Raw genomic sequence first — 23,160 nt, 5'->3', positions numbered from 1 at the left:
AACGATTGCACCGTGCCGTCGTGAACCTGTGTGTGCGGACAAGGAACCTTTCATGTCTGAATCTTTTGCCCAGTTGTTCGAGGAATCCCTGCAGCGCACCGAAATGCGCCCGGGTGAAGTCATCACCGCCGAAGTCGTGCGCGTCGAGCACAGCTTCGTCGTCGTGAATGCCGGCCTCAAGTCCGAGGCCTACATCCCGATCGAGGAATTCAAGAACGACCAAGGCGAGGTCGAGGTCGAGCCCGGCGCCTTCGTGCCGGTGGCCATCGGCTCCATCGAAAACGGCTACGGTGACACCATCCTGAGCCGCGACACCGCCAAGCGCCTGGCCTCTTGGCTGGCGCTGGAACAAGCCCTCGAATCGGGCGACTTCGTCACCGGCACCACCGCCGGCAAGGTCAAGGGTGGCCTGACGGTGCTGGTCAACGGCATCCGCGCCTTCCTGCCCGGCTCGCTGGTCGACACCCGCCCCACCAAGGACCTGACGCCCTACGAGAACAAGACGCTCGAGTTCAAGGTCATCAAGCTCGACCGCAAGCGCAACAACGTGGTGCTGAGCCGCCGCGCCGTGGTCGAGGCCAGCATGGGCGAAGAGCGCGCCAAGCTGATGGAGACGCTGAAGGAAGGCGCCATCGTCAACGGTGTGGTCAAGAACATCACCGAATACGGCGCGTTCGTCGACCTGGGTGGCATCGACGGCCTGCTGCACATCACCGACATGGCCTGGCGCCGTGTGCGCCACCCCAGCGAGGTGGTGCAGGCTGGCCAGGAAATCACCGCCAAGATCCTCAAGTTCGACACCGAGAAGAACCGCGTGTCGCTGGGCCTCAAGCAGATGGGCGACGACCCGTGGCTGGGCGTGAGCCGCCGCTACCCGCAGGGCACGCGCATGTTCGGCAAGGTCACCAACATCGCCGACTACGGCGCCTTCGTCGAACTGGAGCCCGGCATCGAAGGCCTGGTGCACGTGTCCGAGATGGACTGGACCAACAAGAACGTGGCCCCGAGCAAGATCGTGTCGCTGGGCGACGAGGTCGAGGTCATGGTGCTCGAGATCGACGAGGACAAGCGCCGCATCTCCCTGGGCATGAAGCAGTGCCGCGCCAACCCGTGGCAGGAATTCGCGCAGAACACCAAGCGCGGCGACCGCGTCAAGGGCCCGATCAAGTCGATCACCGACTTCGGAGTGTTCGTCGGCCTGGCCGCCGGCATCGACGGCCTGGTGCATCTGTCCGATCTGTCGTGGAACGAGCCCGGCGAAGCCGCCGTCCGCAATTACAAGAAGGGCCAGGAAGTCGAGGCCATCGTGCTGGCCGTCGACGTCGACCGCGAGCGCATCAGTCTGGGCATCAAGCAGCTCGACCAGGACCCGTTCACCACCTTCGTGACGGTGAACGACAAGGGCCAGACGGTGACCGGCAAGGTCAAGAGCGTCGATGCCCGCGGCGCCGAGATCGACCTGGGCCAGGACGTGGTGGGCTACCTGCGCGCCTCCGAAATCAGCCGTGACCGCGTGGAAGACGCGAGCCAGGTGCTGAAGGTGGGCGACGAAGTGACTGCCGTGGTGGTCAACGTCGACCGCAAGACGCGCAACATCCAGTTGTCCGTCAAGGCCAAGGACGCTGCCGACCAGCAGGAAGCCATGTCCAGCCTGAGCCAGAGCAGCGGCACGGCCGGCACCACCAGCCTTGGCGCATTGCTGCGTGCCAAGCTGGACAGCAGCGAGAAGTAAGAAGGGAAAGCACGGCCAGGCACCACCTTGGCCGTGCCTTCGGGAACATGACCCGCTCCGACCTGGTCGAACTGCTGGCCGAACGCTTCGGTCAGCTCACGCAACGCGACGCCGACGCGGCCGTCAAGACGATTCTTGACGCCATGAGCGATGCGCTGGTGCGTGGGCATCGGATCGAGATCCGCGGCTTCGGCAGCTTTTCCATCAACCGCCGGCCACCACGCCTGGGCCGGAATCCCCGCACTGGCGAGAGCGTGCACATCCCCGAAAGGCGGGTGCCGCACTTCAAGCCAGGCAAAGCCTTGCGTGAAGCCGTCGGCGCGCAACCCGTCGAAAGCGACGAGCGAGCGCCAGACTCCTGAGTGCCCGCCGCTAGAATCTTCTTCGACGCTGAAGAAGACACATGAACAAGCTCACCAGGCTGCTGACGTGGATACTGAAGGCAGCCGTTTTTTTTGCCCTGTTCGCCTTTGCGCTGAACAACCAGCAAGACGCCACCGTCCATCTTCTGTTCGGTCACCAGTGGCGTGCGCCCATGATGTTGATCGTGCTGGCCGCGTTTGCGCTGGGCCTGGTGGTGGGCGTGCTCGGCATGCTGCCGGGCTGGTGGTCGCGCCGCAAACCTGCGCCCAGGCCAGCACCACACTCTGACCTCGCCCCGCTCGGCGACGAGCGGACGGACCCGCCGCATGGAGTTTGACCTCAGCTGGATCCTGCTGGGCCTGCCGATCGTGTTCGCGCTCGGCTGGATCGCATCGCGCCTGGATCTGCGCCAACTCCGCATCGAAAATCGCCAGGCGCCCAAAGCCTACTTCAAGGGCCTCAATTACCTGCTGAACGAGCAGCAGGATCAGGCCATCGACGCCTTCATCGAAGCGGTTCAGAGAGATCCTGACACGTCGGAACTGCACTTCGCGCTGGGCAACCTGTTTCGCCGCCGCGGCGAATACGAGCGCGCTGTCCGGGTTCACGAGCACCTGCTGTCCCGTGCCGATCTGAGCCAGGCCGACCGCGATCGGGCGCAGCACGCCCTGGCGCAGGATTTTCTGAAAGCCGGCCTGCTCGACCGGGCCGAAGCCGCACTGCACAAGCTGGACGGCACACATTACCAGGAGCAAGCCTGGCTGACCTTGCTGTCGCTGCACGAGCGCTCACGCGACTGGGTGCAGGCACGAGACATTGCCCAGCGCTTGCAGCAGGCGCATCAGGGCGACTTCACCGCCCGCCTGGCACATTACCAATGCGAGTTGGCCGCCCATGCCTGGGACAAGAAGAAGGATGCCGACACCGCCCGCACGTTGCTGGAGCAGGCCATCCAGGCAGCCCCTCACGCCGCCCGACCCCGCATCCAGATGGCTGGCCTGCTGGCCATGCAGGATGATCTGCGGGGCGCGTTCGAGCATCTGCTTGACCTTGAACCGCATGCGCCGCAAGCCCTCCCGCTGGTCGCGAGCGAGTTGGTGCGCATCGGCCAGGCCATTGGCGAACTGCCGCAGGCCACCGAGTTGCTCCAGCGACGCTATGCCGCAGCACCATCCGTCGACGTGGTGGATGCCATCGTCCAGGCGCAGATGATCGCGGGAGCGCCCCTGAAGGACGCGCGTGAGGGCTATGTCCGCCACATGTCGCAGGAACCCTCGCTGATCGCCGCTGCCCGCTGGCTCAGCCACGAGCCGTTTGCCCAGGAAGGGGCGCATCCTGTGGTTCAACGCTCCCTGGAGCATGCGGCCCGCCCGCTGGCCCGTTATCGCTGTGCCGCCTGCGGCTTCGAGGCCCAGGGCTATTTCTGGCAGTGCCCAGGCTGCCAGGCTTGGGAGAGCTTTCCCCCCAAACGCATCGAAGAGTTGTAGCCGCGGCGCCACAAGCTCTACCCTGTACAGGGGATGCCCTGCAGAGCGCGGGCTTCCAGGCCGGGCGCGTCATGGCAAGATCATTGGCCGGCATGTGCCGGCTCTTCATCGTTACATCGGAGGAAACCCATGTTGAAAAAGCTTTTGGCGGCATTGACCATGTTCTACGCGGCCGTTTCGTTTGCCGCTGTCGATGTGAATACGGCCACGGCGGCCGATCTGGACAGCGTCAAGGGCATTGGCCCCGCCATGTCCACGCGGATCATCGATGAGCGCAAGAAAAGCAAATTCAAGGATTGGAATGACTTCATCGCCCGCGTGAAAGGCGTGGGCGAAAAAAGTGCCAGCCGCTTCTCCGACAACGGACTGACCGTCAACGGCGCTGGCTATGCCGGTGCCCCCACCAAGCCGGCAGCCCAGAAGCCTGCGGCACCCGCAGCCGCCGCCACGGCCAAGCCTGCTGCGGCAGCGGCCAAGTAGCCGGACCGGCCTCGGCACAGGCCGCTCCCGGACATGAAAAAAGCCGCGCGTTGCGCGGCTTTTTCGTGCCCATCGGGGTTGACGTCACGTCCCCAGGTTCACCAACCAGAGCGCCAGCACCGGGAACAGCACCAGCAGCACGATCCGGGTCAGGTCGGAGACCAGGAAGGGCAGCACACCGCGGGCGATCTCCATCAGTGGCACGGTCCGCGAGAGCTTCTGGATGATGAACAGGTTCATGCCCATCGGCGGCGTGATCAGGCCGATCTCGACCACCATCAAGGCCAGAATGCCGAACCAGATCGACTTGTCGGCCTGACTCAGGCCCCAGAAATCCAGGCCCATGATGATGGGATAGAAGATCGGGATCGTCAGCAGGATCATCGCCAGCGAGTCCATCACGCAGCCCAGCACCAGGTAGATGACCAGGATGGCGACCAGCACCATCATGGGCGGCATGCCGCTGTCCTTGACCCAGTTGGCCAGTTCCACCGGCATCTGCGTCAGTGCCAGGCCGGAGTTGAGCAGGTCGGCACCCACCAGCACCAGGAAGATCATGGCGGTGGCGTGGGCGGTGCCGATCAGGCTCTCGCGCAGGCCCTTCCAGCGCATGCCGTTGACGATGGCCAGCACCGCACAGGCGGCAGCGCCAATGGAGGCCGCCTCGGTCGGGTTGGCCCAGCCGCCGTAGATGCCGTAGATCACCACAATGAATACCAGGATCACGGGAATCACCGCCACCAAGGCAGCCAGACGCTCGCTCCAGCTCGACTTCTCGCCGGCCGGGCCGGCGCTGGGATTGAGCGCCACCACGATGCGGATGACCAGCATGTAGCCCAGCGTGGCAATGATGCCGGGGATGACGGCGGCCACGAACAGCTTGCCGATCGACTCCTGCACCAGCACGGCGTAGATCACCAGCGGCACCGAGGGCGGGATCAGGATGCCGAGCGTGCCGGCCGCAGCCAGTGTGGACGTGGCCAGCTTGCCCGAGTAGCCGTGCGCGCGCAGCTCGGGCAGCGCCACCTGCGCCATGGTGGCGGCGGTGGCCAGCGACGAGCCGCAGATGGCACCAAAACCCGCGCAGGCACCCGCTGCCGCCATGCCCAGCCCGCCCTTCAGGTGACCCAGGAAAGCCGCAGCGCAGCGGAACAGCGCCTTCGACAGCCCGCCGTGCGTGGCGAACTGGCCCATCAGCATGAACAGCGGCACCACCGCCAGATCGTAGTTCGACAGGCGCGCGTAGGCCGTGGTGTTGAGGGTGAACAGCAGCGCCGACGGGTCGCCCCCGTTCATGGCCAGGAAGGCCGCCGCGCCGCCCAGGAACATGCCGACACCCACGTGCACGCGGATCGCCAGCAGAAACAGCAGGATCGCGAAGATCCACAGACCGACCGTCATGCCGCTCATGCCGCACCTCCCGTAGCCGTGCGCAGCGACATGCCCAGGCGCGCCAGCGCCGCCACGGTCAGCAGCAGAAAGCTCGGCACCAGCATCGACACCGGCCACCACAGCGGCACCAGCAGCAGGGCAGATACTTCCATCGTCTCCTTGGCCGACACGGCGTACAGCGCGGTGCGCCAGGTCAGCATGGCGCCCATCAAGGCCAGCAGGCCGTGGCCCAGCACATCGAGCCAGGCACGCGCACGGGCGCTCAGGCCGTTGGTGAAGGCATCCACCTTGATGTGGTGGTCATACACCTCGCACAGCGGCAGGAAGGCCGCAGCCCCGATGGCCGAGCCCATCTGCAGCAGTTCCATGTCGCCCTGAATCGGCGCGGAGAACAGCTTGCGGCCGACGATGGAGATGATCGACATGACCACGATGGCGCAAAACAGCAGGCCGCCGAACAGCGCCCACCACGTGGCGATGCGGTCGAGCCAGCGCCCTGCGGCGCTGGTGAACGGACTCGGTTCTCCGGTAGCGCCCGGCGCAAGTTCAGCCACGCTGCCTCCTCGATGTGTTCTTGAATGATGAAAAGCCTGCCAGGAACGCAGCGCGTGTCCGTGGCAGGCCGGGCGTTCATGGGCGCGTTATAAGCCCATCCATCCTCACTTCGGCATGTATTTCGCGCCGATGGCGTGGGCCTCGGCAGCCAGCTTCTTGCCGTCCAGGCCGCGCGCGGTGGCCTGCTTGATCCAGTCGGCCTCGACGCTGGCGGTCTGCTTCTTCATCGCCGCCAGGTCTTCGTTCTTGATCGTCAGCACCTTGTTGCCGCGGGCAGCCAGCGACTTGCGGGCGTCGTTGTTGCCGTCGTCCCAGACCTTGCCCAGCCACTCGGCCGCGACCAGGCCGCTGTTCTTCTCCACCACGGCCTTCAGGTCGGCCGGCAGGCTGTCGAACTTGCGCTGGTTCATCAGCAGCGCCATCGGCGTCTGCGTGAAGCCGGGCTGGTTCGCCTGGCCTTCCATGTGGAACTTCACCACCTCGTCGATCTTGGTGGCCGGCAGCACCTCCCACGGCGCCATGGCGCCGTCGATCACGCCCTTGGACACACCCTCGGTCACCTGCGCCACCGGCATGTTGACGGGCGTGCCGCCCAGCGCCGTGAGGAACAGCGCGGCAAAGCGCGAGGGGCTGCGCAGCTTCACGCCCTTGAAGTCGGCGGCGGTCAGGATCGGCTTGCTGGCGGTGGACAGCACCACGTTGGAGGCGCTCCAGATCGTCAGGACCTTGAAGTCCTTGTAGTCGTCGCGTGCGTGCTTCTCATAGAACTCCCACATGGCGCGGCTGCCGCCCATGCCATCAGGCGGCATGGTGAAGGGCAGTTCCAGCGCCTCGGTACGCGGGAAGCGGCCGGTGGAATAGCTGGGCGAGGTCCACACGATGTCGGACACCCCGTTCTTGACCTGATCGGCCAGCTGCGCGGGCGTGCCGCCCAGTTGCAGCGCCGGGTAGATCTGGCACTTGAGCTTGTCGGCCGAGTCCTTGGCGATCTTCTCGCACCAGGGCTCCAGGAAGTTCTTCTGGAAGTTCGAGCCCGGCGGCAGGAAGTGCGAGACTTTCAGCACCGTCTGTGCGTGGGCGCCCGTCAGCGCGCCCAGACCGAGCAACAGGGTGGCGGCGGCACGGGCCACCAGACGCTTGGATGTCATAGGAACAGTCTCCTGCAATAAAAGAAGCCAGCTGGGAATTCAGCTGGGCAGTCTAACGGTGCGGATCGCCCCTGCGTTTACGGGCCATCCCTAAACGCCGCATTTTATAAGTGTGCTAATAGTTGCGGGCGCAACCTGCATTATATTGCCTATTCCGTGCCAAGGTGCAAGCGATTTCTCCATTGCAGGCGCCAATGCGGGCTTGGCCTGGCGACGCTGTCACGCAGGCAGGTCACAATGGGCGCATGAGAATCCTGCACACCATGCTGCGCGTGGGCAACCTCCAGCGCGCCATCGACTTCTACACCCAGGTGCTCGGCATGCAACTGCTGCGCACGTCGGAAAACCCCGAATACAAGTATTCGCTGGCCTTTCTGGGCTTCGACGGCGGCAACCCCGGCCAGGCCGAGATCGAGCTGACCTACAACTGGGGCACCGAGCAGTACGACATGGGCACGGCCTATGGCCACATCGCCATCGGCGTGCCCGATGCCTATGCCGCCTGCGCCAAGATCAAGGCCGCCGGCGGCAAGGTCACGCGCGAGGCCGGCCCCGTCAAGGGCGGCACCACCGTCATCGCCTTCGTCACCGATCCGGACGGCTACAAGATCGAACTGATCCAGCGCGCGACCGACGGCGCCGGCGAAGGCCTGCGGTCATGATCGACCAACCTGGTTACTCACTTATTTATAGCTGCTGGCGCTTTATGTACGGCGCCTCAGACCATTTTTGACTTGAACAAGACCACCCCCTCGAACCCCCCCATGACCTCCGCGACCAGCGCCGAGATCGAGCTCAAGCTCGCCATGCCCGGCGCGGATCCCAAGGCCATCGGCGAGCAGCTCGCCGCCCTGCCCTTGCTGGCCGCCCTGCCCGTCACCCAGCAGAAGCTGCGCAACATCTACTTCGACACCCCGGCCCAGCACCTGCGCCAGGCCCGCGCGGTGCTGCGCCTGCGCAGCCAGCGCCAGGACGGCGGCAAGGTGCACTGGCTGCAGGCCCTGAAGACCGAAGACAGCAGTGCCGGCGGCCTGAGTCAGCGCGGCGAGTGGGAAGCCACGGTGCGCGAGGGTAAGCTCGACCCCGTCGTGCTGCAGGGCACGCCCTGGCCCACGCTGGACGCAGACGGCACGCTGCTGCCGCAACTCGCGCCCTGCTTTGAGACCGACGCCACGCGCACGCTGCGCCTGTTCACCGGCGACGACGGCAGCCGCATCGAGGTGGTGCTGGACGTCGGCGCCATCCGCGCCGGCGACGAGCGTGCCGAGCTGTGCGAGCTGGAGCTGGAGCTGCTGAAAGGCGCGCCCGACGCCCTGTTCGCGCTGGCCGACCACATCGCCAGCCACCTGCCGGTGCTGCCCGACCCGGTGAGCAAGGCCGAGCGCGCCTGGCGCCTGGTCGACGGCACCACCCGCGCGCCGCGCCGCGCGCGCAAGCTGGAGCTGGCCGAGAACACCCCCGTGCTGCTGGCCGCGCAGACCGTGCTGGGCGAAATGCTGGGCCAGTTCATCGAGAACCTGAGCGGCATCGTGCGCGCCGACGGCCCCGAGCTGGTGCACCAGGCGCGCGTGGGCTGGCGGCGCTGGCGCAGCGCGCTGTGGCTGTTCAAGCCGCTGCTGGCCGACGCCCACCCGGCGCCCGACAGCGCCGGCCTGCGCCCGCTGCTCAATGCCCTGGGCGCCATGCGCGACCTGGACGTGGCGGCGCTGGAAAGCCTGCCGCAATGGGCCGACGCCTACATCGGCGGCACCGACGAAGCAGCCCGCGAGCGCGCGCAGGAATGGCAGACCATGGAAGCGGCCGTCACCGCCGAGCGCCGTATCCGCCGCGCCGGCCTGCTGGCCGCGCTGGGCGCCACCGGCACCGGCCAGGCGCTGCTGGGGCTGGAGCGCTGGCTGCACGCGCTGCCGCAGGCCGCATGGACGCCCGAGCTGGCCGAGCGCAGCATCGGCGACTGGGCCGCCAGCCGCACCAAGCGCCTGCACGCGCGCCTGGCCGCCGAGATCGAGGAAATGGAAGCCGCCGACCTCGACACCGAAGAAGGCATCGAGCACCAGCACAACGTGCGCCTGCTGGCCAAGCGCACGCGCTACGTGCTGGAGGCGCTGCGCACCGTGCTGCCCAAAGAGCGTACGCGCCGCTGGCAGGAGCAGGCGACCGAGCTGCAGACCAGCATCGGCGCCGCGCGCGACCTGATGCTGCTGGCCACGCTGCTGGAGCCGCTGGGCATCGACCGCGGCATCCTGGGCTTTCTGCGCGGCGTGGCGGCGGGGCGCATGGCGGAAGCCTGAACGCCGGTCCGTGCGACGCGGACAGCTCTGTCACGGACAGCGCCTTCCCCACCACGGCACAGCCCCAAAACAGGGGAGTATGCATCGCCAGCGCCCATTCTACGGGCGCTATCGGCATGCATATAGGGGAGTATCTGAAAATCCGGGGTGTGCGCCGCCTGCCGCCGCAACCCACGAAAAAGCCCGGCCAGGCCGGGCTTGATGCGCGCGTTTGCAGCAGCCGCTTACTGCAGGCTCACCTCGACGCGGCGCGCCTCGGCGTTGCTGCCGGTGGCGGTGGTCACCTCGGGCTTCTTCAGGTCCAGCTTGTCGTCGCCGATGCCCAGCGCCTTCAGCGCATCGCGCACGGCCAAGGCGCGCTGCTTGGCCAGCTCCTCGTTCTGTGCCGGATCGCCCGTGGTGTCGTGGTAGCCGCTGATCACGGCCGTCTGGCCGGCGGCCACGCCCTTCACCACGTCGCCCAGCGCATCGGCCGCGCCCGGCGCCAGGTCGGCGCTGCCGCTGGCAAAGTAGAACTTCACCACGCCGTTCTCGACCCGGATGCTGGGGCCATCGGCCGCGGCGGTGGTCATGTCGGCGGTGCTGGCCGGTGCTGCGCCGCCTGCGGCGGCCACGCCCGTCGCCGTGCCGGCGGCACCGTCAGCAGACGCCGTGCCCACCGCACCCGGCGCGGCACCACCGGCCACGCCCGTGCTGGCGCCCGCCACGGCCGTGGTGGGGGCCGCACCCTTGCCGGTGCGATACAGCCCAAACCCGATGGCCAAGCTGATGGCGAGCAGGACCACGCCGATCAGCACGGTCCACACCACGCCCTGGTTGTCATCGTTCTGTGTACTCATGAGTTCTCCAAAGAAATTGGGGCGATTGTATAAAGTCCCGCCATGCAGCCCACTGACGCCGCCTATGCCCCCTACGAACATCTGCGCCCGCCCGGCCGCGACCCGCAGCGCATGCTGGCGCAGGCGCGCGCCGAATGGCACCGCCGGGCCGGCCCGCAACGCGACCTGTGGGTGTTCGGCTACGCCTCGCTGATCTGGCGGACCGATTTCGACTTCACCGAACGCCACGCCAGCCGCATCCACGGCTGGCACCGCGCGCTGGCCATGTGGAGCCGCGTCAACCGCGGCACGCCCGAGCTGCCCGGCCTGGTGTTCGCCCTGCTGCCGGGCGGCAGCTGCCAGGGCATGGTGTACCGCGTGCCCGGGCAACAGGCCGAGGCCGTGTTCGACACCCTGTGGGCGCGCGAGATGCCCAGCGGCGTGTACGACGCGCGCTGGCTGCCCTGCGCCACGCCGCACGGTCCCGTGCCGGCGCTGGCCTTCACGCTGTCGCGCCGCAGCCCGTCCTTCACCGGCGAGCTGGCGCCCGAGCAGTACCGCCACATCTTCCGCCACGCCAGCGGCCGCTACGGCACCACGCTGGACTACGCGCGCCGCACGCTCGACACGCTGCGCGAACACGGCATCCACGACCGGCGGCTGCGCGCACTGCTGGCGCTGGCGGACGACCCCGAGGCCTGACGCAAGCGGGGCCGCGCCCGCGCCCGCTGCCTATACTTCGGCGCATGAGTGACATCGCCCACCTGCGCAAGAGCTACGAGCGCGCCGAACTGTCCGAAGACGCCAGCCATGCCGACCCGATGGCGCAATTCGCCCAGTGGTTCGACGAGGCGCTGAAAAGCGAGCTGCCCGAGCCCAACGCCATGACCCTGGCCACCGTGGGCAGCGACCTGCGCCCCAGCACCCGCGTGGTGCTGATCAAGGAATACGACGCGCGCGGCATCGTCTGGTACACCAACTACCAGGGCCGCAAGGGGCTGGAGCTGGCCGGCAACCCGTATGCGGCGCTGCAGCTCCACTGGGTCGAGCTGGAGCGCGTGGTGCGCATCGAGGGCCTGGTCGAGAAGGTGAGCGAGGCCGAGAGCGACGCCTACTACGCCAGCCGCCCGCTCGACCACCGCCTGGGCGCCTGGGCCAGCCCGCAAAGCCAGGTGATCCCCGGCCGCGCCTGGCTGGTGGCTGAGGCGGCCAAGGTCGGCGCCAAGTTTCTGCTGCACCCGCCGCGCCCGCCGCACTGGGGCGGCTACCGCCTGAAGCCTGATCGGTGGGAGTTCTGGCAGGGGCGCAAGAGCCGGTTGCATGACCGGCTGCGCTACCGGCTGGAAGGCGGCGGCTGGGTGCGCGAGCGGCTGGCGCCTTGAAGCTTTTTCGGGCTCCAGCGCTTTACTGGCAAGCGCAGACAGCTATGATTTTCAAAGTGCCGGGCGTCTTCAGTAGCGCGCCGATCAACGCGACACGGTCACCGGCACCACGTCGCCATTGGCGCGCCTGGCATACACGTCCTGCCCCACCAGCCGGATGTCGTTGCAGGCCGAGGGGAAGACCTTGAACTCGAAGCAGACACGACCGCCCTCCTCGGCACGCCAGGTGCCGGTGTCCGAACGACCCGCGACGAAAACCTTCAGATTGTTCGAGTCGGCGGCGTAGTCCACCCGGATCGTGCCGCCGTTGGATAGGGGGGCGTTGGTGGACTTGCCGCGCAGCAGCGTGGCCAGTTCGGCCGCCGAAGGCGCGCGGGCGCCGGCAGGGAAGTCCTTGGCCGGCGGCGCGCTGGCGGCGCAGGCGGCGAGCAGCAGGGGTGACAGCAGAATCGATAGGCGGGTGGCGGTGTTCATGTGGGTCTCCAGCAATGAATGCAAGACAGGAGAGACGGACGCCCCAACCGGCGTCCGCCCCCCGAGGGACCGTCAGAGTCCCAACTGGGTCTTCATGGCCGTCCAGGCCGCCTCGTTCAGGCGATGGGATGCCGCCTGACGCGAGACGAGGCCGGGCTTGGTCTCGTGGGCGCGGTACACCCACTGGGAATTCGGGTCGCCGGCAACCCAGCGGATCTCGCTGTACACCACGTGGTAGCGGATGGCTGGCGTCGGCGGCTGGCCGGTGAAGCGCAGCACGCGCTCGCCATTCACGTCGTCGATGCTGTAGGTGCCCGTGGTGGACGGCACGCAGTTGGACACCACGGTCTGCTCGGCATTGAGATCGCACTCGTAGTACTGCGCCGAGCCCTGGGTGGCGCTGGACGGCGCCATCGACACCCGCAGGTTCTTCAGCGCGCTGGTGGTCAGCGCCAGGTTCAGGGTGTTGGCCCCGGTGGGCGCAGCGGCGCCCGAGGTCGGGTAGTGGTTGATCAAAGCCTCCAGCGTGTTTCGACTCTGCGGCTGAGCGCGGTTCGCCAGGGCGTCGATCTGGATGGTCGACCCCAACACCACATTGGTGCGCAGCAGTTCCTCGGCACCCGCAGGGAACACGGTCGCGCCGAGCGCCCCCTTCAAGCCCACCGTCGGCATTCCGACGTTGATGGTGTTGGTGGGCAGGGTCTGCCAGCGGTCCACCAGATCGGCCATGGCCTGACCGGCCACACTGCTGGCGCGGGTGGAGCCCAGCGTTGTTTCGCCGTCGCAGTACACCGTGCGGCTCGGATTGCCGACCGTGGACCGGTGGACCACATCGCGCGTGCAGTAGGTCCAGCCGCTGGGCGTGAGAAAAGCGGTGCCGTAGAGCGCATTGTCCGGGCTGGGCTGACCGCCGCTCTTGCCGCTGCGGTTATCGACAAACTGCACGCCGGCACTGCCCGCCGCCTTGGCTTGCCGATCGTTGCTGCGCTCAAAGTAGTCGTCAGGGCCGACGTAACGCAGCGCGCGCAGCGTGGTCGATGCCGGTGCAGCCGCCTGCTGGTCGCCCACCTCCAGCGGCACACCGGTGCGCAGCATGCCGGAAACGACCGCGGCCGCCATGCGCGCCGTGTCGTGTATCTGGTTGGCATCCCAGGCCGGATCGTCCTGGTAGGCGTCGATCTTGGTGGCGTCGATGGCCAGCTGCAGCGCCACGTTGGCGCGCGCCGCCGCGTCGGTCATGCCGGCAGCCACGCCGGCCTGCACCAGGGTGGTCAGCGGGTTGATGGCGCCGCCCGAGCCGGCCGGTCGGTGCATCACGTAGTCGGCGTCGGTGGCGGCCACCCCGGGGGTGGCCGAATCGATGGCCGTGGTGGCCGCGGCCGGATCGCCCGTCTTGACGAGTGCGATGAGGCGGGCCGACGCGGCGCCCGGCACGGCGGACGGGTCGTAGGTCAGGCTGTAGCGGCCATCGGCGCCGGTGGCGGCCGAGGTGGGTTCGCCGTCGTCGCAGGCGTCGTTGGCGTTCAGGTCCAGACAGACCACCACGTTCTGGAGGGGGCCGATGCGGGCCACTTCACCGCTGAGGGTCACGGGGGGAGGCGGCGGTGGCGGCGGGGACGAATCATCGTCGTTATCGTCGCCGCTGCCGCCACAGGCGGCCATTGACAGTGCGGCGGTGGCGGCAAAGGCGTGGATCAGCAGGCTTCGCGTGCGGGGTTTCATGAGGCTCCTCCTGGGGTTGCTGGGGCTTGTCTATCGACACGAGAGACACTAAAAGAAACATTTCCCCCGTACATCACCCAGTTGGGTGAGCGTGGCGTACCTCTCTTTTGCTTTGACAACGGGCTTGGACGACGGCGGTGTCCACCGCGAGCGCCGCGGTTCAGGTGGAAGCGTCGTCCCCCAGCACCAGCCCCATGCGATTTGCCGCCACGATCGCCTGCGTGCGCGTGGTGACGGCGAGCGCGCGCAGCACGGCGCTGACGTGGGTCTTGGTGGTGTTGGGGCTGAGGCCCAGCTCGCGCGCGATCAGCTTCATCGGCTTGCCCTCCAGGATCAGCCGCAGCACCTGCGTCTGGCGCGGGGTGAGTCCGAGCTCGGCCGGGCTGGTGCAGGCCCGCGCCGGCACGGGCAGCGCGATGCCCGCCAGGCTGAGCGGGGGCACGTAGATGCGCCGTGCCAGCACGGTGCGCAAGGCCTCGAACATCTGGCCGGCCGGGGCCGACTTGGGGATGAAACCCATCGCGCCCAGCTGGATCGAGCGCAGCACGGTGACCTGGTCTTCCTGCGAGGACAGCATGACGAGCGGTACGCCGGGGTGGCGTTCGCGCAGCGTCTCCAGCGCCTGCAGGCCGTGCATGCCGGGCAGGATGACGTCGAGCAGGATCAGGTCGATGTCCGCGCTGTCGCCCAGGGTGGCCAGCGCCTCGTCCAGGCTGGCGGCATGCGAGACCTGTACCGCCGGGTCGAGCTCGCGCAGCAGCAGCGCGACGCCGTCGCGAAACAGCGCGTGATCATCGACCAGCAGGATCCTCATGGCCGGAGTCTGAGGGCGTTTCCGCCGCTGCGCCTCCCCCAGTTGGGTGAGCGTCCAGCGCCGCCTCGATCGCCGCCAGCAGCCGGTCGGCGCCGACCGGCTTGTGCAGCAGCGGCAGGCCTGCGTCGGTGACGCGCCGCAGGTCGGCGGCGGCAATGTCGCCGGTGACGATGATCGCCGGCACCGCCTGGCCGATGCGCGCGCGTATCTGTTCGACGGCGTCCAGGCCGTCGCGGTGCTGGCGCAGCCGGTAGTCACTCAGGATCAGGTCGGGGTCGCGCAGGTGCTCGCCCAGCAGCGTCAGGCATTGCTTGGCCGACGCGGCGGTGAGCACGTGCGCGCCCCAGCTGTGGCACAGCGCCTGCATCGCGCGGCGCGTATCGGCCTCGTCGTCGATCACCACGATGAACGCGCCGACGACGCGCCGCCCGCTCGCCAGTGCGGCAGGCTGCGCCGGCACCTGCGGCAGCGCCTCGGCGCCCGGCAGCAGGATCGAGAAGCAGGTGCCGCGGCCCGGCGTCGAGCGCAGCACGTGCGGATGGCCCAGCAGATCGAGCGTGCGCTTGACGATGGCCAGGCCCAGCCCGAGCCCCTTGCCGCGGTCGCGCTCCGGGTTGTCGATCTGGTAGAACTCGTCGAAGATGTGCGGCAGCTGCTCGGGCGCGATGCCGATGCCGGTGTCCCAGACCTGTAGCTCGACGCCGCCGGGGCGCCGCCGGCAGCCCACCAGGACCTTGCCGCGTTCGGTGTAGCGAATCGCGTTGGCCACCAGGTTGCCCAGCACCCGCTCCAGCAGCACGGCGTCGGTGCGCACGGCACAGCGAGAAGGCACCACGACCAGGCGCAACTGCTTGCGCTCGGCTGCCGGCCCGTGGCTGGTCGCCACCCGGTGCAGCAGATCGGCCAGGGCGTGGTCGCCCAGCACGGGCTTGGCCGTGCCGGCGTCCAGCCTCGAGATGTCGAGCAGGCCGACGAACAAGGCTTCCATGGCGGACACCGACGCCTCGATGTGACTCACCAGCTTGCCGACCTCGGGCGTGACCGCCTGCCGGCGCAACACGCCGACCAGTAGGCTGATGGTGTGCAGCGGCTGGCGCAGGTCGTGGCTGGCCGACGCCAGAAAGCGCGTCTTGGCCTGGCTCGCCTGCTCAGCTTCGTTGCGCCGGGCACGCAGCAAGGTGTTGGCGCCAGCCAGCTCGTGGGTGCGTTCGGCCACGCGGGCTTCGAGCAACTGGACCGAATCGCCCAGGCGTTCGGCCATCTGGTTGAAGCGCGCCGCCAGCTGGCCCAGCTCGTCGCCGCGCCGCAGCACGATGCGGTGGTCGAGTTGGCCTTCACCGATGCGGTCGGCCCCCTCGGCGAGCTCCCGGATCGGCCGCACCACCCGGCGCGCCAGCACGATGCCCACGGCCGAGCCCGCCAGCACGGCGAACACCAGGATCAGCAGCGCCGTCGCCAGCGCGCGGCGGATCGGCGCGTAGGCTTCGTCGCGCGGCTGCTCGGTGATCAGCCGCCAGCCGGGCACGCTCAGCGGGGCGGCGCGAGCGACCATGGCGCGGCCCTCGGGCGTCGTGAATTCGATCAAACCGCCGCGATCCGCCCCCGCCGGCCTGATGGCCGCGCGCACCGGCGGATGGTCGGCCCAGTCGGGGCGTGCCAGCACCTGCAGAAAATCCGGATGCGCCAGCAGGCGGCCCTCGCCATCGACGACGTAGGCCTGGCCCTCGCGGCCAAAGCGGGTTTCGTCGATGATCTCGCGCAGCTGCGCCAATTCGACCTCTGCCGCCAGCACGCCGCTCTGCGGGAGGCTGCCGCGCCGCGCCAGGACCACGCGAGGCTGGTTGACGACAAAGGTGACCGGGCCGAACCACGGCGCCTCGGCGCTGGCGTACAGGAACTCGGGCGACTGGCTGCGGTCTTCGCGCACGCCGATGCGGTCGGGCTCCATGCGCGAGATGTGCACACGCTCCTGCCCGTGCTGGTCGATCCAGTACAGCGCCTGGATCGCGCGCGACTGCTTCATCAGCCGGTACAGCTCGAACTGGATGTCGGCATCAGCATCGTCCAGGTGGCGTGAGTCCTGCAGCGCCAGGGCGGCGCGCAGCAAGGCACCGGTCTGGCCGATGAAGCGTTCGATCCGGGCCGAGGCCCTGGCGGCTTCGAGCGCCTGCAGCGCCTCCACGGCAATGCGCGTCTCGCGCTGGATCAGCCAGAGCTGTGCCAGACCGCTGACGGTGAGCACCAGCGTCACCAGCCCGGCGACCGACAGGGCATAGGTCTGCCACAGGCGCTGGCCAGGTGGGCGCATCAGCGGGAGGGGGGCTGGGCGGCAGCCCCGGCGTCACCCTTGGCGTCCGCCGTCGGCGGCAGCATACGGTCGCCCGGCCGGATCAGGCGGTCGGCACGCGCCAGCAGCGCGGGTGGCAGCGTCACACCGATGCGCTCGGCGGTGTCGAGGTTGACAACCAGCGCCGCCTCGTACAGCTCCTCGACCGGCAGCTCGGCCAGCGGGCGACCGCGCAGCACCTGGTCCACATAGCGCGCCCCGCGCCCGCACATGCTGACGCGGCCGATGGCGCCGTAGCTGAGCAGGCCACCGTGGCGGGTGGTGAACCAGGACGTGTGGGCGATCGCCGGCAGGCGCACCCGCAGCGCCTGCCGCGCGTGCTCGCCGTGGAATACCGCCGAATCCGGCCAGATCAGGACTGCATCGACCTGGCGCCGGGCCAACTCGTCCCAGGCGCCGGCAATGCCGGCCTCGCCAGAGAAGCGCACGCGCACCCCCTCGACGCCGGCCTGCCCCAGCATGTCGGCGAAAGGCCCGAGGTCCTTCATCGCCTCGTGCCTCGGGTTGCCGTCGTTCGTGACCATGCCGACGCGGCGCGCCTGCGGGAACGCCTGCAGCAACACCTCCATCGGCTTGAGCAGGAACTGGCCCGACAGGCCCAGCGTGACGCCGGTGACATTGGCCAGCGGGCGCAACTGGGCATCGAGAACCTGGCGCAGGTTGGTCGGGCCCAGCACGACGATCGGCACCTCCTGCGTGGCGTTCATCAGTGCCTCGGATTCCGGATTGTTGGTCGCGAGCAGCACGGCAGGCCGGCGCGCCACCATCGCCTGCGCCACGGCTGCGTAGCGTGCCGGGTCGTTGGCCACGTCGTTCCATTCGATTCTCAGTTGCCGGTCGAAGGACCAGCCGGCCGCTTCCAGGCCGGCACGCACCTCGTTCATGCAGAGCCGGTTCGACTCGCTCGGCCCGAGGGTCAGGTAGGCGATGACGCGGGGCGCGGCGGCGGGCGTGGCGGCGCCCGGTGCGCTGGGGGCCGGCGGGGCGCTCTGCGCCGAGACCGGCGGACTGGCCACCAGCGCGGCGATGAACGCCGTCACGCTGATGGTGAGCCGCAAGCGGCCGAAAACCAGCCTGTCGGCGCGTGCTCTGGTTCTCGTTACCTCGTCGTACTGCTCCAGGCTGATCGACATGTCCTCTCCCCTCACGTTTGGACACAAAGATACCTTACCCGGCGAGCCGACGCCACGGGGTAGACGCTACAGATTGGGTGAATATTCACCATCCGGCGGGCCGCCAGCCGGTCATTCAGCCCGGCCAGCGCGCCAGCAGCGCCAGCGCGATCGAAATCGTCGCCACCGCCATCGCCGTCGACACGGCCACGCTGGCGGTGACCAGGTCCTCGGCCTTGTGGTAGCGCTGCGAGAACAGGAACACGTTGGCGCCCACCGGCAGCGCGGCGGCAGTCACCATCACGGCCAGCGGCAGGCCGCGGATGCCCAGCGCCCAGCCGGCCGCGGCCATCAACACCGGGTGCAGCACGGTTTTCAGCAGCGAGATGCCCAGCGCACCGCGCAGGTGCGGTCCGATGGCGGTCTGCGCCAGCGTCACGCCCACCAGCACCAGCGCCACCGGGCCGAAGGCGTCGCCCAGCAGCTTCAGCGGCCGCTCCACCACCGGGTGCAGGCCCCAGCCCGTCAGTGAATACAGAAAGCCCGCGATGATGGGCAGCGGCACCGGGTGCAGCACGGCGTTCTTCACCGCCTGCGCCACGGTGGCGGCAATGTGGCGGCGCGGCCCCTGGCCTGCCGCGGCCTGCTCGCGCGCCACCAGCAGCTCCAGCACCACGGTAGCCAGCGTCAGCAGGATCAGCGCGTGCATCGAGATCAGCGTGAACAGGTGCACCAGCCCGGCCTGCCCGTAGGCCAGTTGCACCAGCGGCACGCCGATCATCAGCGTGTTGCTGAAGATGGCCGCCAGCGCCAGCACGGCCGAGCGGCTGGTCAGCCCGCGGATGAACAGCAGCGCAAAGAACATGGCCCCGGCCACGATGTAGTACAGCGCCACCGATCGCAGGTCCAGCCGCGCCAGATCGGCCGTGGCCATGGTGCGGAACAGCAGCGCCTGCACCAGCACCAGGAAGACGAGGTTGGACAGATCGCGCACCGCCTCGCCGCGGATCAGCTTCAGCCGCCCGGCGGCGAAGCCGATGCCGATCAGCAGCACCACGGGGAGCAGGGACGAGGCGACGGGGTGATCGAGCGTCATGGGCGGCGGCGATTATGGGCTGAGCACGCCATGCACGCAGCGGCACGACCGCAGGTTTTTGAATGAAATCAGCCTCCAGCGCCCGCCCCACGAGCGCAAGCAGCTATCAAAACAGGACTTTTGTGGGAGCGGGCTTGCCCGCGGTGCCGCGCCTGCTTCCCCTCATGACGCTCATCGCGGGCAAGCCCGCTCCCACAGCAAGCCTGCAACGCCAAGCCCACCACCGACGATGGCCCAGGCAAAGCGGGATAATCGCCCTTTTACCGACGCGGCCCCCGCGCGGTGCCGTTCTTTGCAGGTGCGCCCTTCGGCGCACGCCGGCGCCGACGCGGCGGCCGGCCACCGCCATGAACGCCCCCCACACCCCCACCGCCCCCGCCTCCAGCGCCATCTCGCCCGTCGAGGACATCGTGGCCGATCTGCGCGCCGGCCGCATGGTGATCCTGGTCGACGAGGAAGACCGCGAGAACGAAGGCGACCTGATCCTGGCCGCCGACCACGTGACGCCCGAGGCCATCAACTTCATGGCGCGCTTCGGTCGCGGCCTGATCTGCCTGACGCTGACGCGCGAGCGTTGCGAGCGCCTGCAGCTGCCGCCCATGGTGGCGCGCAACGGCACCAAGATGGGCACCGCCTTCACCGTCAGCATCGAGGCGGCCGAGGGCGTGACCACCGGCATCAGCGCCGCCGACCGCGCCCGCACCGTGCAGGCCGCCGTGGCGCCCAATGCCCAGGCGGCCGACCTGGTGCAGCCCGGCCACATCTTCCCGCTGCAGGCCGTCGACGGCGGCGTGCTGATGCGCGCCGGCCACACCGAGGCCGGGTGCGACCTGGCCGGCATGGCTGGCTGCTCTCCGGCCGCGGTGATCTGCGAGATCATGAAGGACGACGGCACCATGGCGCGCCTGCCCGACCTGCAGCTCTTCGCCGCGCAGCACGGGCTGAAGATCGGCACCATTGCCGACCTGATCGAGCACCGCAGCAAGACCGAAACCCTGGTCGAGAAGATCGCCACGCGCCCGCTGCGCACCGCGCACGGCGAGTTCATCGCCCACGCCTACCGCGACCAACCCAGCGGCGAGCTGCACCTGGCGCTGGTGGTGGGCCAGTGGCAGCCGCAGGACGCCGTGCCCGTGCGCGTGCACGAGCCGCTGTCGGTGCTCGACGTGCTGGAAAGCGGCCGCGGCACGCATTCGTGGAGCGTGGATGCGGCGCTGAAGCGCCTGCAGCAGGAAGGACGCGGCATGGCCGTGTTCCTGAACTGCGGCGAAAGCGCTGAGCAGTTGTTGGCCCAGTTCAGCGGCACGGCGCGCGCAGCGCACGCGCCCGCGCGCGGCCGCATGGACCTGCGCAGCTACGGCGTGGGCGCGCAAATCCTGCGCGACTGCGGCGTGCACCGCATGCAGCTGCTGGGCACGCCGCGCCGCCTGCCCAGCATGGCCGGCGGCTACGGGCTTGAAGTGGTCGGCTACATCACCGAATAAGGCGTGCGCCGGCCGCCCGTGCGCCTGGCGTCGCGCGGCCGTGCACGTTGCAACCATCAATATGAAAAGGACTCCGCATGTTCGGCGCTGACAAAGGCCATACCCCTCCCCTCGACGGCAGCCGCCTGCGCGTCGGCATCGTGCAGGCGCGCTTCAACGAAGGCGTGACCAACGCCCTGCACGCCGCCTGCCTGGCCGAGCTGACGGCGCTGGGCGTGCGCGACGAGAACATCACCCATGTCACCGTGCCCGGTGCGCTGGAAGTGGCCAGCGCGCTGCAGATGCTGGCACGGCGCGGCGACGTGGACGCGCTGGTGGCGCTGGGCTGCATCATCCGCGGCGAGACCTACCACTTCGAACTGGTCGCCAACGAATCGGGCGCCGGCGTGACCCGCGTGGCGCTCGACAGCGGCCTGCCCGTGGCCAACGCCATCCTCACCACCGAGAACATGACGCAGGCCATCGTGCGCCAGATCGAAAAAGGCAAGGACGCGGCGCGCGTGGCGGTGGAAATGGCGCTGCTGAAAGAAAAACTCCAATGAGCACCGCGAAAAAGACGCCGGGCGCCAAACCGTCCAACCCCGGCACGCGCAAATCGTCCACCAAGTCGGCCCGCTCGCGCGCGCGCGAATTTGCGCTGCAGGGCCTGTACCAGCACTTCGTCGGCGGCAGCGACGTGGCTGTCATCGACGCCTTCACGCGCGAGTTGCAGGGCTTCAACAAGGCCGACTCGGTGCACTACGACGCGCTGCTGCACGGCTGCATCGAACTGGCGGCCGACCTGGACGCACTGATCGTGCCGCTGCTCGACCGCGAGCTGGGCCAGATCTCGCCCATCGAGCACGGCTGCATGTGGATCGGCGCCTACGAGTTCCTGAAATGCCCCGACGTGCCCTGGCGCGTGGTGCTGAACGAGTGCATCGAACTGGCCAAGGACTTCGGCGGCACCGACGGCCACAAGTACGTCAACGCCGTGCTCAACGGCATCGCGCCCAGGCTGCGCACCGTCGAAGTGGAAGCCGACCGCGCCGCCAAGGCCTGAGAGCTGCCTGCGGCCGGGCGCCCCGCGACGTGCATGGCATTCGCCGCCACGCCGCATCGTCAGCGCTCGCCATTGATTGAAAACGATAGCTGCTCGCGCCCGTCATTAGCCGTTTTCAGATGATTTTTCATCTGAAACCATTGCATATAAAGCGCCAGCAGCTATCATATTGAAAGTACATTGACGCCATGAGAATCTCCGCCCGCGCCCAGCGCATCGAGCCTTTCTACGTGATGGAGATGGCCAAGTCGGCCGCCGCCATCGCGCGCGAGGCCGCCGGCAGCGACCGGCCGATGATCTACCTGAACATCGGCGAGCCCGACTTCACCGCGCCGCCGCTGGTGGCCGAGGCGGCCGAGCGGGCCATCCGCGACGGCAAGACGCAGTACACCCAGGCCACCGGCCTGCCCGAGCTGCGCGAGCGCATCAGCGGCTGGTACCGCCAGCGCTTCGGGCTCGACGTGCCGGCGCGCCGCATCGTCGTCACCGCCGGCGCCTCGGCCGCGCTGCAGCTGGCCTGCCTGGCGTTGATCGAAGCGGGCGACGAGGTGCTGATGCCCGACCCCAGCTATCCCTGCAACCGCCAGTTCGTCAGCATGGCCGAGGGGCGCTCGGTGCTGATCCCGTCCACGCCGGCCGAGCGCTTCCAGCTCAGCGCCGACAAGGTGCAGCAGGCCTGGGGTGCGCACACGCGCGGCGTGATGCTGGCCTCGCCCTCCAACCCCACCGGCACCTCGATCCACCCGGACGAGCTGAAGCGCATCCACGACGTGGTGACCGAGCGCGGCGGCATCACGCTGCTGGACGAGATCTACCTGGGCCTGAGCTTCGACGACACCTACAGCCACAGCGCGCTGGGTTTGAGCGACCAGATCATCAGCATCAACAGCTTCAGCAAGTACTTCAACATGACGGGCTGGCGCCTGGGCTGGCTGGTGGTGCCCGACAGCATCGCCGGCACCGTGGAGCAGATCGCGCAGCACCTGTTCATCTGCGCCAGCACCGTGTCGCAGCACGCGGCGCTGGCCTGCTTCGAGCCCGAGAGCCTGGCCGAGTACGAACGCCGCCGGGCCGAATTCAAGGCGCGGCGCGACTGGTTCGTGCCGCAGCTCAATGCGCTGGGTCTGGATGTGCCGGTCACGCCCGACGGCGCCTTCTACGCCTGGGCCGACTGCAGCGCGGCATGTGACAAATTGTTCGGCACGCACAGCGCCGCGCGCTCCGAATACAATAGCGGCATGCAAGCAGCCGGCAGTTGGGATTTCGCCTTCGAGCTGATGAAGCGCGCGCACCTGGCGGTGACGCCCGGGCGCGACTTCGGCCACGCCGACACGGCGCGCTACATCCGCTTCTCCACCGCCAATTCGATGGCGCAGTTGGAGACGGCCGTCGCCCGCCTGCGCGAGGTGCTGGCCTGACAG

23 protein-coding genes are annotated in these 23,160 nt (G+C 68.6%); 13 read left to right on the top strand and 10 right to left on the bottom strand.

Going from position 1 to position 23,160, the window contains the following annotated elements; translation table 11 throughout:
- Positions 1–52: 52 nt before the first annotated feature.
- From rpsA to ACFSCU_RS09310, 5 genes are all read left to right on the top strand, one after another.
- Positions 53–1,732, top strand: coding sequence for a 30S ribosomal protein S1 (rpsA, locus tag ACFSCU_RS09330; RefSeq protein ID WP_180549664.1), 1,680 nt, complete (start codon positions 53–55; stop codon positions 1,730–1,732).
- Between the two features lie 47 nt (positions 1,733–1,779).
- Entirely contained in the window at positions 1,780–2,094 is a 315-nt protein-coding gene (locus ACFSCU_RS09325; RefSeq protein WP_180549665.1) for an integration host factor subunit beta, read from the top strand.
- A 41-nt stretch (positions 2,095–2,135) separates the two neighbouring features.
- Positions 2,136–2,432, top strand: a complete 297-nt coding sequence (locus ACFSCU_RS09320; RefSeq protein ID WP_377560510.1) for a lipopolysaccharide assembly protein LapA domain-containing protein — start codon at positions 2,136–2,138, stop codon at positions 2,430–2,432.
- Entirely contained in the window at positions 2,422–3,582 is a 1,161-nt protein-coding gene (gene lapB / locus ACFSCU_RS09315; RefSeq protein ID WP_377560509.1) for a lipopolysaccharide assembly protein LapB, read from the top strand. Before ACFSCU_RS09320 ends, lapB begins: the two co-directional genes overlap by 11 nt.
- A gap of 129 nt (positions 3,583–3,711) precedes the next feature.
- The gene (locus tag ACFSCU_RS09310) at positions 3,712–4,062 is read left to right on the top strand and encodes a ComEA family DNA-binding protein (protein WP_377560507.1); all 351 of its coding nucleotides are present in this window, start codon (positions 3,712–3,714) and stop codon (positions 4,060–4,062) included.
- Positions 4,063–4,146: 84 nt separating this feature from the next.
- Here ACFSCU_RS09310 and ACFSCU_RS09305 read toward each other — a convergent pair whose 3' ends face one another.
- The 3 genes from ACFSCU_RS09305 to ACFSCU_RS09295 all read right to left on the bottom strand — a co-directional run bounded on the left by ACFSCU_RS09305 (position 4,147) and on the right by ACFSCU_RS09295 (position 7,157).
- Complete coding sequence (locus ACFSCU_RS09305) at positions 4,147–5,472, bottom strand: TRAP transporter large permease (protein ID WP_180549667.1); 1,326 nt, start codon at positions 5,470–5,472, stop codon at positions 4,147–4,149.
- Entirely contained in the window at positions 5,469–6,008 is a 540-nt protein-coding gene (locus tag ACFSCU_RS09300; protein WP_180549668.1) for a TRAP transporter small permease, read from the bottom strand. Before ACFSCU_RS09300 ends, ACFSCU_RS09305 begins: the two co-directional genes overlap by 4 nt.
- Positions 6,009–6,113: 105 nt before the next feature.
- Positions 6,114–7,157, bottom strand: a complete 1,044-nt coding sequence (locus tag ACFSCU_RS09295; protein WP_377560506.1) for a TRAP transporter substrate-binding protein — start codon at positions 7,155–7,157, stop codon at positions 6,114–6,116.
- Between the two features lie 245 nt (positions 7,158–7,402).
- Between ACFSCU_RS09295 and gloA the strand changes: the two genes are divergently transcribed.
- Together gloA and ACFSCU_RS09285 are read left to right on the top strand one after the other, a co-directional pair.
- Complete coding sequence (gloA, locus tag ACFSCU_RS09290; RefSeq protein ID WP_257645614.1) at positions 7,403–7,819, top strand: lactoylglutathione lyase; 417 nt, start codon at positions 7,403–7,405, stop codon at positions 7,817–7,819.
- A 102-nt stretch (positions 7,820–7,921) separates the two neighbouring features.
- Entirely contained in the window at positions 7,922–9,448 is a 1,527-nt protein-coding gene (locus ACFSCU_RS09285; RefSeq protein ID WP_180549670.1) for a CYTH and CHAD domain-containing protein, read from the top strand.
- 224 nt (positions 9,449–9,672) lie between these two features.
- Here ACFSCU_RS09285 and ACFSCU_RS09280 read toward each other — a convergent pair whose 3' ends face one another.
- Positions 9,673–10,287 (bottom strand): OmpA family protein, encoded by a 615-nt coding sequence (locus tag ACFSCU_RS09280; RefSeq protein WP_377560505.1) that lies wholly within the window; start codon positions 10,285–10,287, stop codon positions 9,673–9,675.
- A 42-nt stretch (positions 10,288–10,329) separates the two neighbouring features.
- On the opposite strand from ACFSCU_RS09280, the gene ACFSCU_RS09275 reads away from it, so the two are divergent.
- Both ACFSCU_RS09275 and pdxH read left to right on the top strand, forming a co-directional pair.
- Complete coding sequence (locus ACFSCU_RS09275) at positions 10,330–10,968, top strand: gamma-glutamylcyclotransferase (RefSeq protein ID WP_180549671.1); 639 nt, start codon at positions 10,330–10,332, stop codon at positions 10,966–10,968.
- Between the two features lie 44 nt (positions 10,969–11,012).
- Positions 11,013–11,648, top strand: a complete 636-nt coding sequence (pdxH, locus tag ACFSCU_RS09270) for a pyridoxamine 5'-phosphate oxidase (protein ID WP_180549672.1) — start codon at positions 11,013–11,015, stop codon at positions 11,646–11,648.
- Between the two features lie 84 nt (positions 11,649–11,732).
- On the opposite strand, the gene ACFSCU_RS09265 is transcribed toward pdxH, so the two are convergent.
- The 6 genes from ACFSCU_RS09265 to ACFSCU_RS09240 form a co-directional block, all read right to left on the bottom strand.
- Entirely contained in the window at positions 11,733–12,122 is a 390-nt protein-coding gene (locus ACFSCU_RS09265) for a DUF995 domain-containing protein (RefSeq protein WP_377560504.1), read from the bottom strand.
- A gap of 72 nt (positions 12,123–12,194) precedes the next feature.
- Positions 12,195–13,844: a hypothetical protein gene (locus ACFSCU_RS09260; protein WP_377560502.1), complete on the bottom strand. Its 1,650-nt coding sequence runs from the start codon at positions 13,842–13,844 to the stop codon at positions 12,195–12,197.
- A 160-nt stretch (positions 13,845–14,004) separates the two neighbouring features.
- A complete protein-coding gene (locus ACFSCU_RS09255; RefSeq protein ID WP_377560501.1) occupies positions 14,005–14,658 on the bottom strand; it encodes a response regulator in 654 nt (217 codons plus the stop codon).
- Entirely contained in the window at positions 14,636–16,966 is a 2,331-nt protein-coding gene (locus ACFSCU_RS09250) for a hybrid sensor histidine kinase/response regulator (protein ID WP_377560499.1), read from the bottom strand. The genes ACFSCU_RS09255 and ACFSCU_RS09250 overlap by 23 nt, the downstream gene beginning before the upstream one ends.
- The gene (locus ACFSCU_RS09245) at positions 16,966–18,138 is read right to left on the bottom strand and encodes an ABC transporter substrate-binding protein (protein WP_377560498.1); all 1,173 of its coding nucleotides are present in this window, start codon (positions 18,136–18,138) and stop codon (positions 16,966–16,968) included. The genes ACFSCU_RS09250 and ACFSCU_RS09245 overlap by 1 nt, the downstream gene beginning before the upstream one ends.
- A 115-nt stretch (positions 18,139–18,253) precedes the next feature.
- Positions 18,254–19,213 carry an AEC family transporter gene (locus tag ACFSCU_RS09240; RefSeq protein WP_180549678.1) on the bottom strand — a complete coding sequence of 320 codons (960 nt, stop codon included), beginning with the start codon at positions 19,211–19,213 and terminating at the stop codon, positions 18,254–18,256.
- A 347-nt stretch (positions 19,214–19,560) separates the two neighbouring features.
- On the opposite strand from ACFSCU_RS09240, the gene ribBA reads away from it, so the two are divergent.
- From ribBA to ACFSCU_RS09220, 4 genes are all read left to right on the top strand, one after another.
- Positions 19,561–20,697 (top strand): bifunctional 3,4-dihydroxy-2-butanone-4-phosphate synthase/GTP cyclohydrolase II, encoded by a 1,137-nt coding sequence (gene ribBA, locus ACFSCU_RS09235; RefSeq protein WP_377560496.1) that lies wholly within the window; start codon positions 19,561–19,563, stop codon positions 20,695–20,697.
- 77 nt (positions 20,698–20,774) lie between these two features.
- Entirely contained in the window at positions 20,775–21,239 is a 465-nt protein-coding gene (ribH, locus tag ACFSCU_RS09230) for a 6,7-dimethyl-8-ribityllumazine synthase (RefSeq protein ID WP_377560495.1), read from the top strand.
- Positions 21,236–21,739: a transcription antitermination factor NusB gene (gene nusB, locus ACFSCU_RS09225; RefSeq protein WP_377560494.1), complete on the top strand. Its 504-nt coding sequence runs from the start codon at positions 21,236–21,238 to the stop codon at positions 21,737–21,739. The genes ribH and nusB overlap by 4 nt, the downstream gene beginning before the upstream one ends.
- Positions 21,740–21,927: 188 nt before the next feature.
- Positions 21,928–23,157: a pyridoxal phosphate-dependent aminotransferase gene (locus ACFSCU_RS09220; RefSeq protein ID WP_180549680.1), complete on the top strand. Its 1,230-nt coding sequence runs from the start codon at positions 21,928–21,930 to the stop codon at positions 23,155–23,157.
- The last annotated feature ends 3 nt before the right edge of the window (positions 23,158–23,160 follow it).

The organism is Ottowia beijingensis, from assembly GCF_042680925.1.
Taxonomy (GTDB): Bacteria; Pseudomonadota; Gammaproteobacteria; order Burkholderiales; family Burkholderiaceae_C; genus Ottowia; species Ottowia beijingensis.
This window is presented reverse-complemented; position numbering and strand designations above follow the sequence as displayed.

Bases quoted from the DNA above. Each gene is read 5' to 3' on its own strand.
- ACFSCU_RS09280 (WP_377560505.1), bottom strand. From the start codon at position 10,287: ATGAGTACACAGAACGATGACAACCAGGGCGTGGTGTGGACCGTGCTG.
- ACFSCU_RS09310 (WP_377560507.1), top strand. From the start codon at position 3,712: ATGTTGAAAAAGCTTTTGGCGGCATTGACCATGTTCTACGCGGCCGTT.
- nusB (WP_377560494.1), top strand. From the start codon at position 21,236: ATGAGCACCGCGAAAAAGACGCCGGGCGCCAAACCGTCCAACCCCGGC.
- ACFSCU_RS09255 (WP_377560501.1), bottom strand. From the start codon at position 14,658: ATGAGGATCCTGCTGGTCGATGATCACGCGCTGTTTCGCGACGGCGTC.
- ACFSCU_RS09305 (WP_180549667.1), bottom strand. From the start codon at position 5,472: ATGAGCGGCATGACGGTCGGTCTGTGGATCTTCGCGATCCTGCTGTTT.
- ACFSCU_RS09325 (WP_180549665.1), top strand. From the start codon at position 1,780: ATGACCCGCTCCGACCTGGTCGAACTGCTGGCCGAACGCTTCGGTCAG.
- ACFSCU_RS09250 (WP_377560499.1), bottom strand. From the start codon at position 16,966: ATGCGCCCACCTGGCCAGCGCCTGTGGCAGACCTATGCCCTGTCGGTC.
- gloA (WP_257645614.1), top strand. From the start codon at position 7,403: ATGAGAATCCTGCACACCATGCTGCGCGTGGGCAACCTCCAGCGCGCC.
- ACFSCU_RS09295 (WP_377560506.1), bottom strand. From the start codon at position 7,157: ATGACATCCAAGCGTCTGGTGGCCCGTGCCGCCGCCACCCTGTTGCTC.
- pdxH (WP_180549672.1), top strand. From the start codon at position 11,013: ATGAGTGACATCGCCCACCTGCGCAAGAGCTACGAGCGCGCCGAACTG.
- ACFSCU_RS09245 (WP_377560498.1), bottom strand. From the start codon at position 18,138: ATGTCGATCAGCCTGGAGCAGTACGACGAGGTAACGAGAACCAGAGCA.
- ACFSCU_RS09265 (WP_377560504.1), bottom strand. From the start codon at position 12,122: ATGAACACCGCCACCCGCCTATCGATTCTGCTGTCACCCCTGCTGCTC.
- rpsA (WP_180549664.1), top strand. From the start codon at position 53: ATGTCTGAATCTTTTGCCCAGTTGTTCGAGGAATCCCTGCAGCGCACC.
- ACFSCU_RS09320 (WP_377560510.1), top strand. From the start codon at position 2,136: ATGAACAAGCTCACCAGGCTGCTGACGTGGATACTGAAGGCAGCCGTT.
- ribBA (WP_377560496.1), top strand. From the start codon at position 19,561: ATGAACGCCCCCCACACCCCCACCGCCCCCGCCTCCAGCGCCATCTCG.
- lapB (WP_377560509.1), top strand. From the start codon at position 2,422: ATGGAGTTTGACCTCAGCTGGATCCTGCTGGGCCTGCCGATCGTGTTC.
- ACFSCU_RS09240 (WP_180549678.1), bottom strand. From the start codon at position 19,213: ATGACGCTCGATCACCCCGTCGCCTCGTCCCTGCTCCCCGTGGTGCTG.
- ACFSCU_RS09260 (WP_377560502.1), bottom strand. From the start codon at position 13,844: ATGAAACCCCGCACGCGAAGCCTGCTGATCCACGCCTTTGCCGCCACC.
- ACFSCU_RS09220 (WP_180549680.1), top strand. From the start codon at position 21,928: ATGAGAATCTCCGCCCGCGCCCAGCGCATCGAGCCTTTCTACGTGATG.
- ACFSCU_RS09285 (WP_180549670.1), top strand. From the start codon at position 7,922: ATGACCTCCGCGACCAGCGCCGAGATCGAGCTCAAGCTCGCCATGCCC.
- ribH (WP_377560495.1), top strand. From the start codon at position 20,775: ATGTTCGGCGCTGACAAAGGCCATACCCCTCCCCTCGACGGCAGCCGC.
- ACFSCU_RS09275 (WP_180549671.1), top strand. From the start codon at position 10,330: ATGCAGCCCACTGACGCCGCCTATGCCCCCTACGAACATCTGCGCCCG.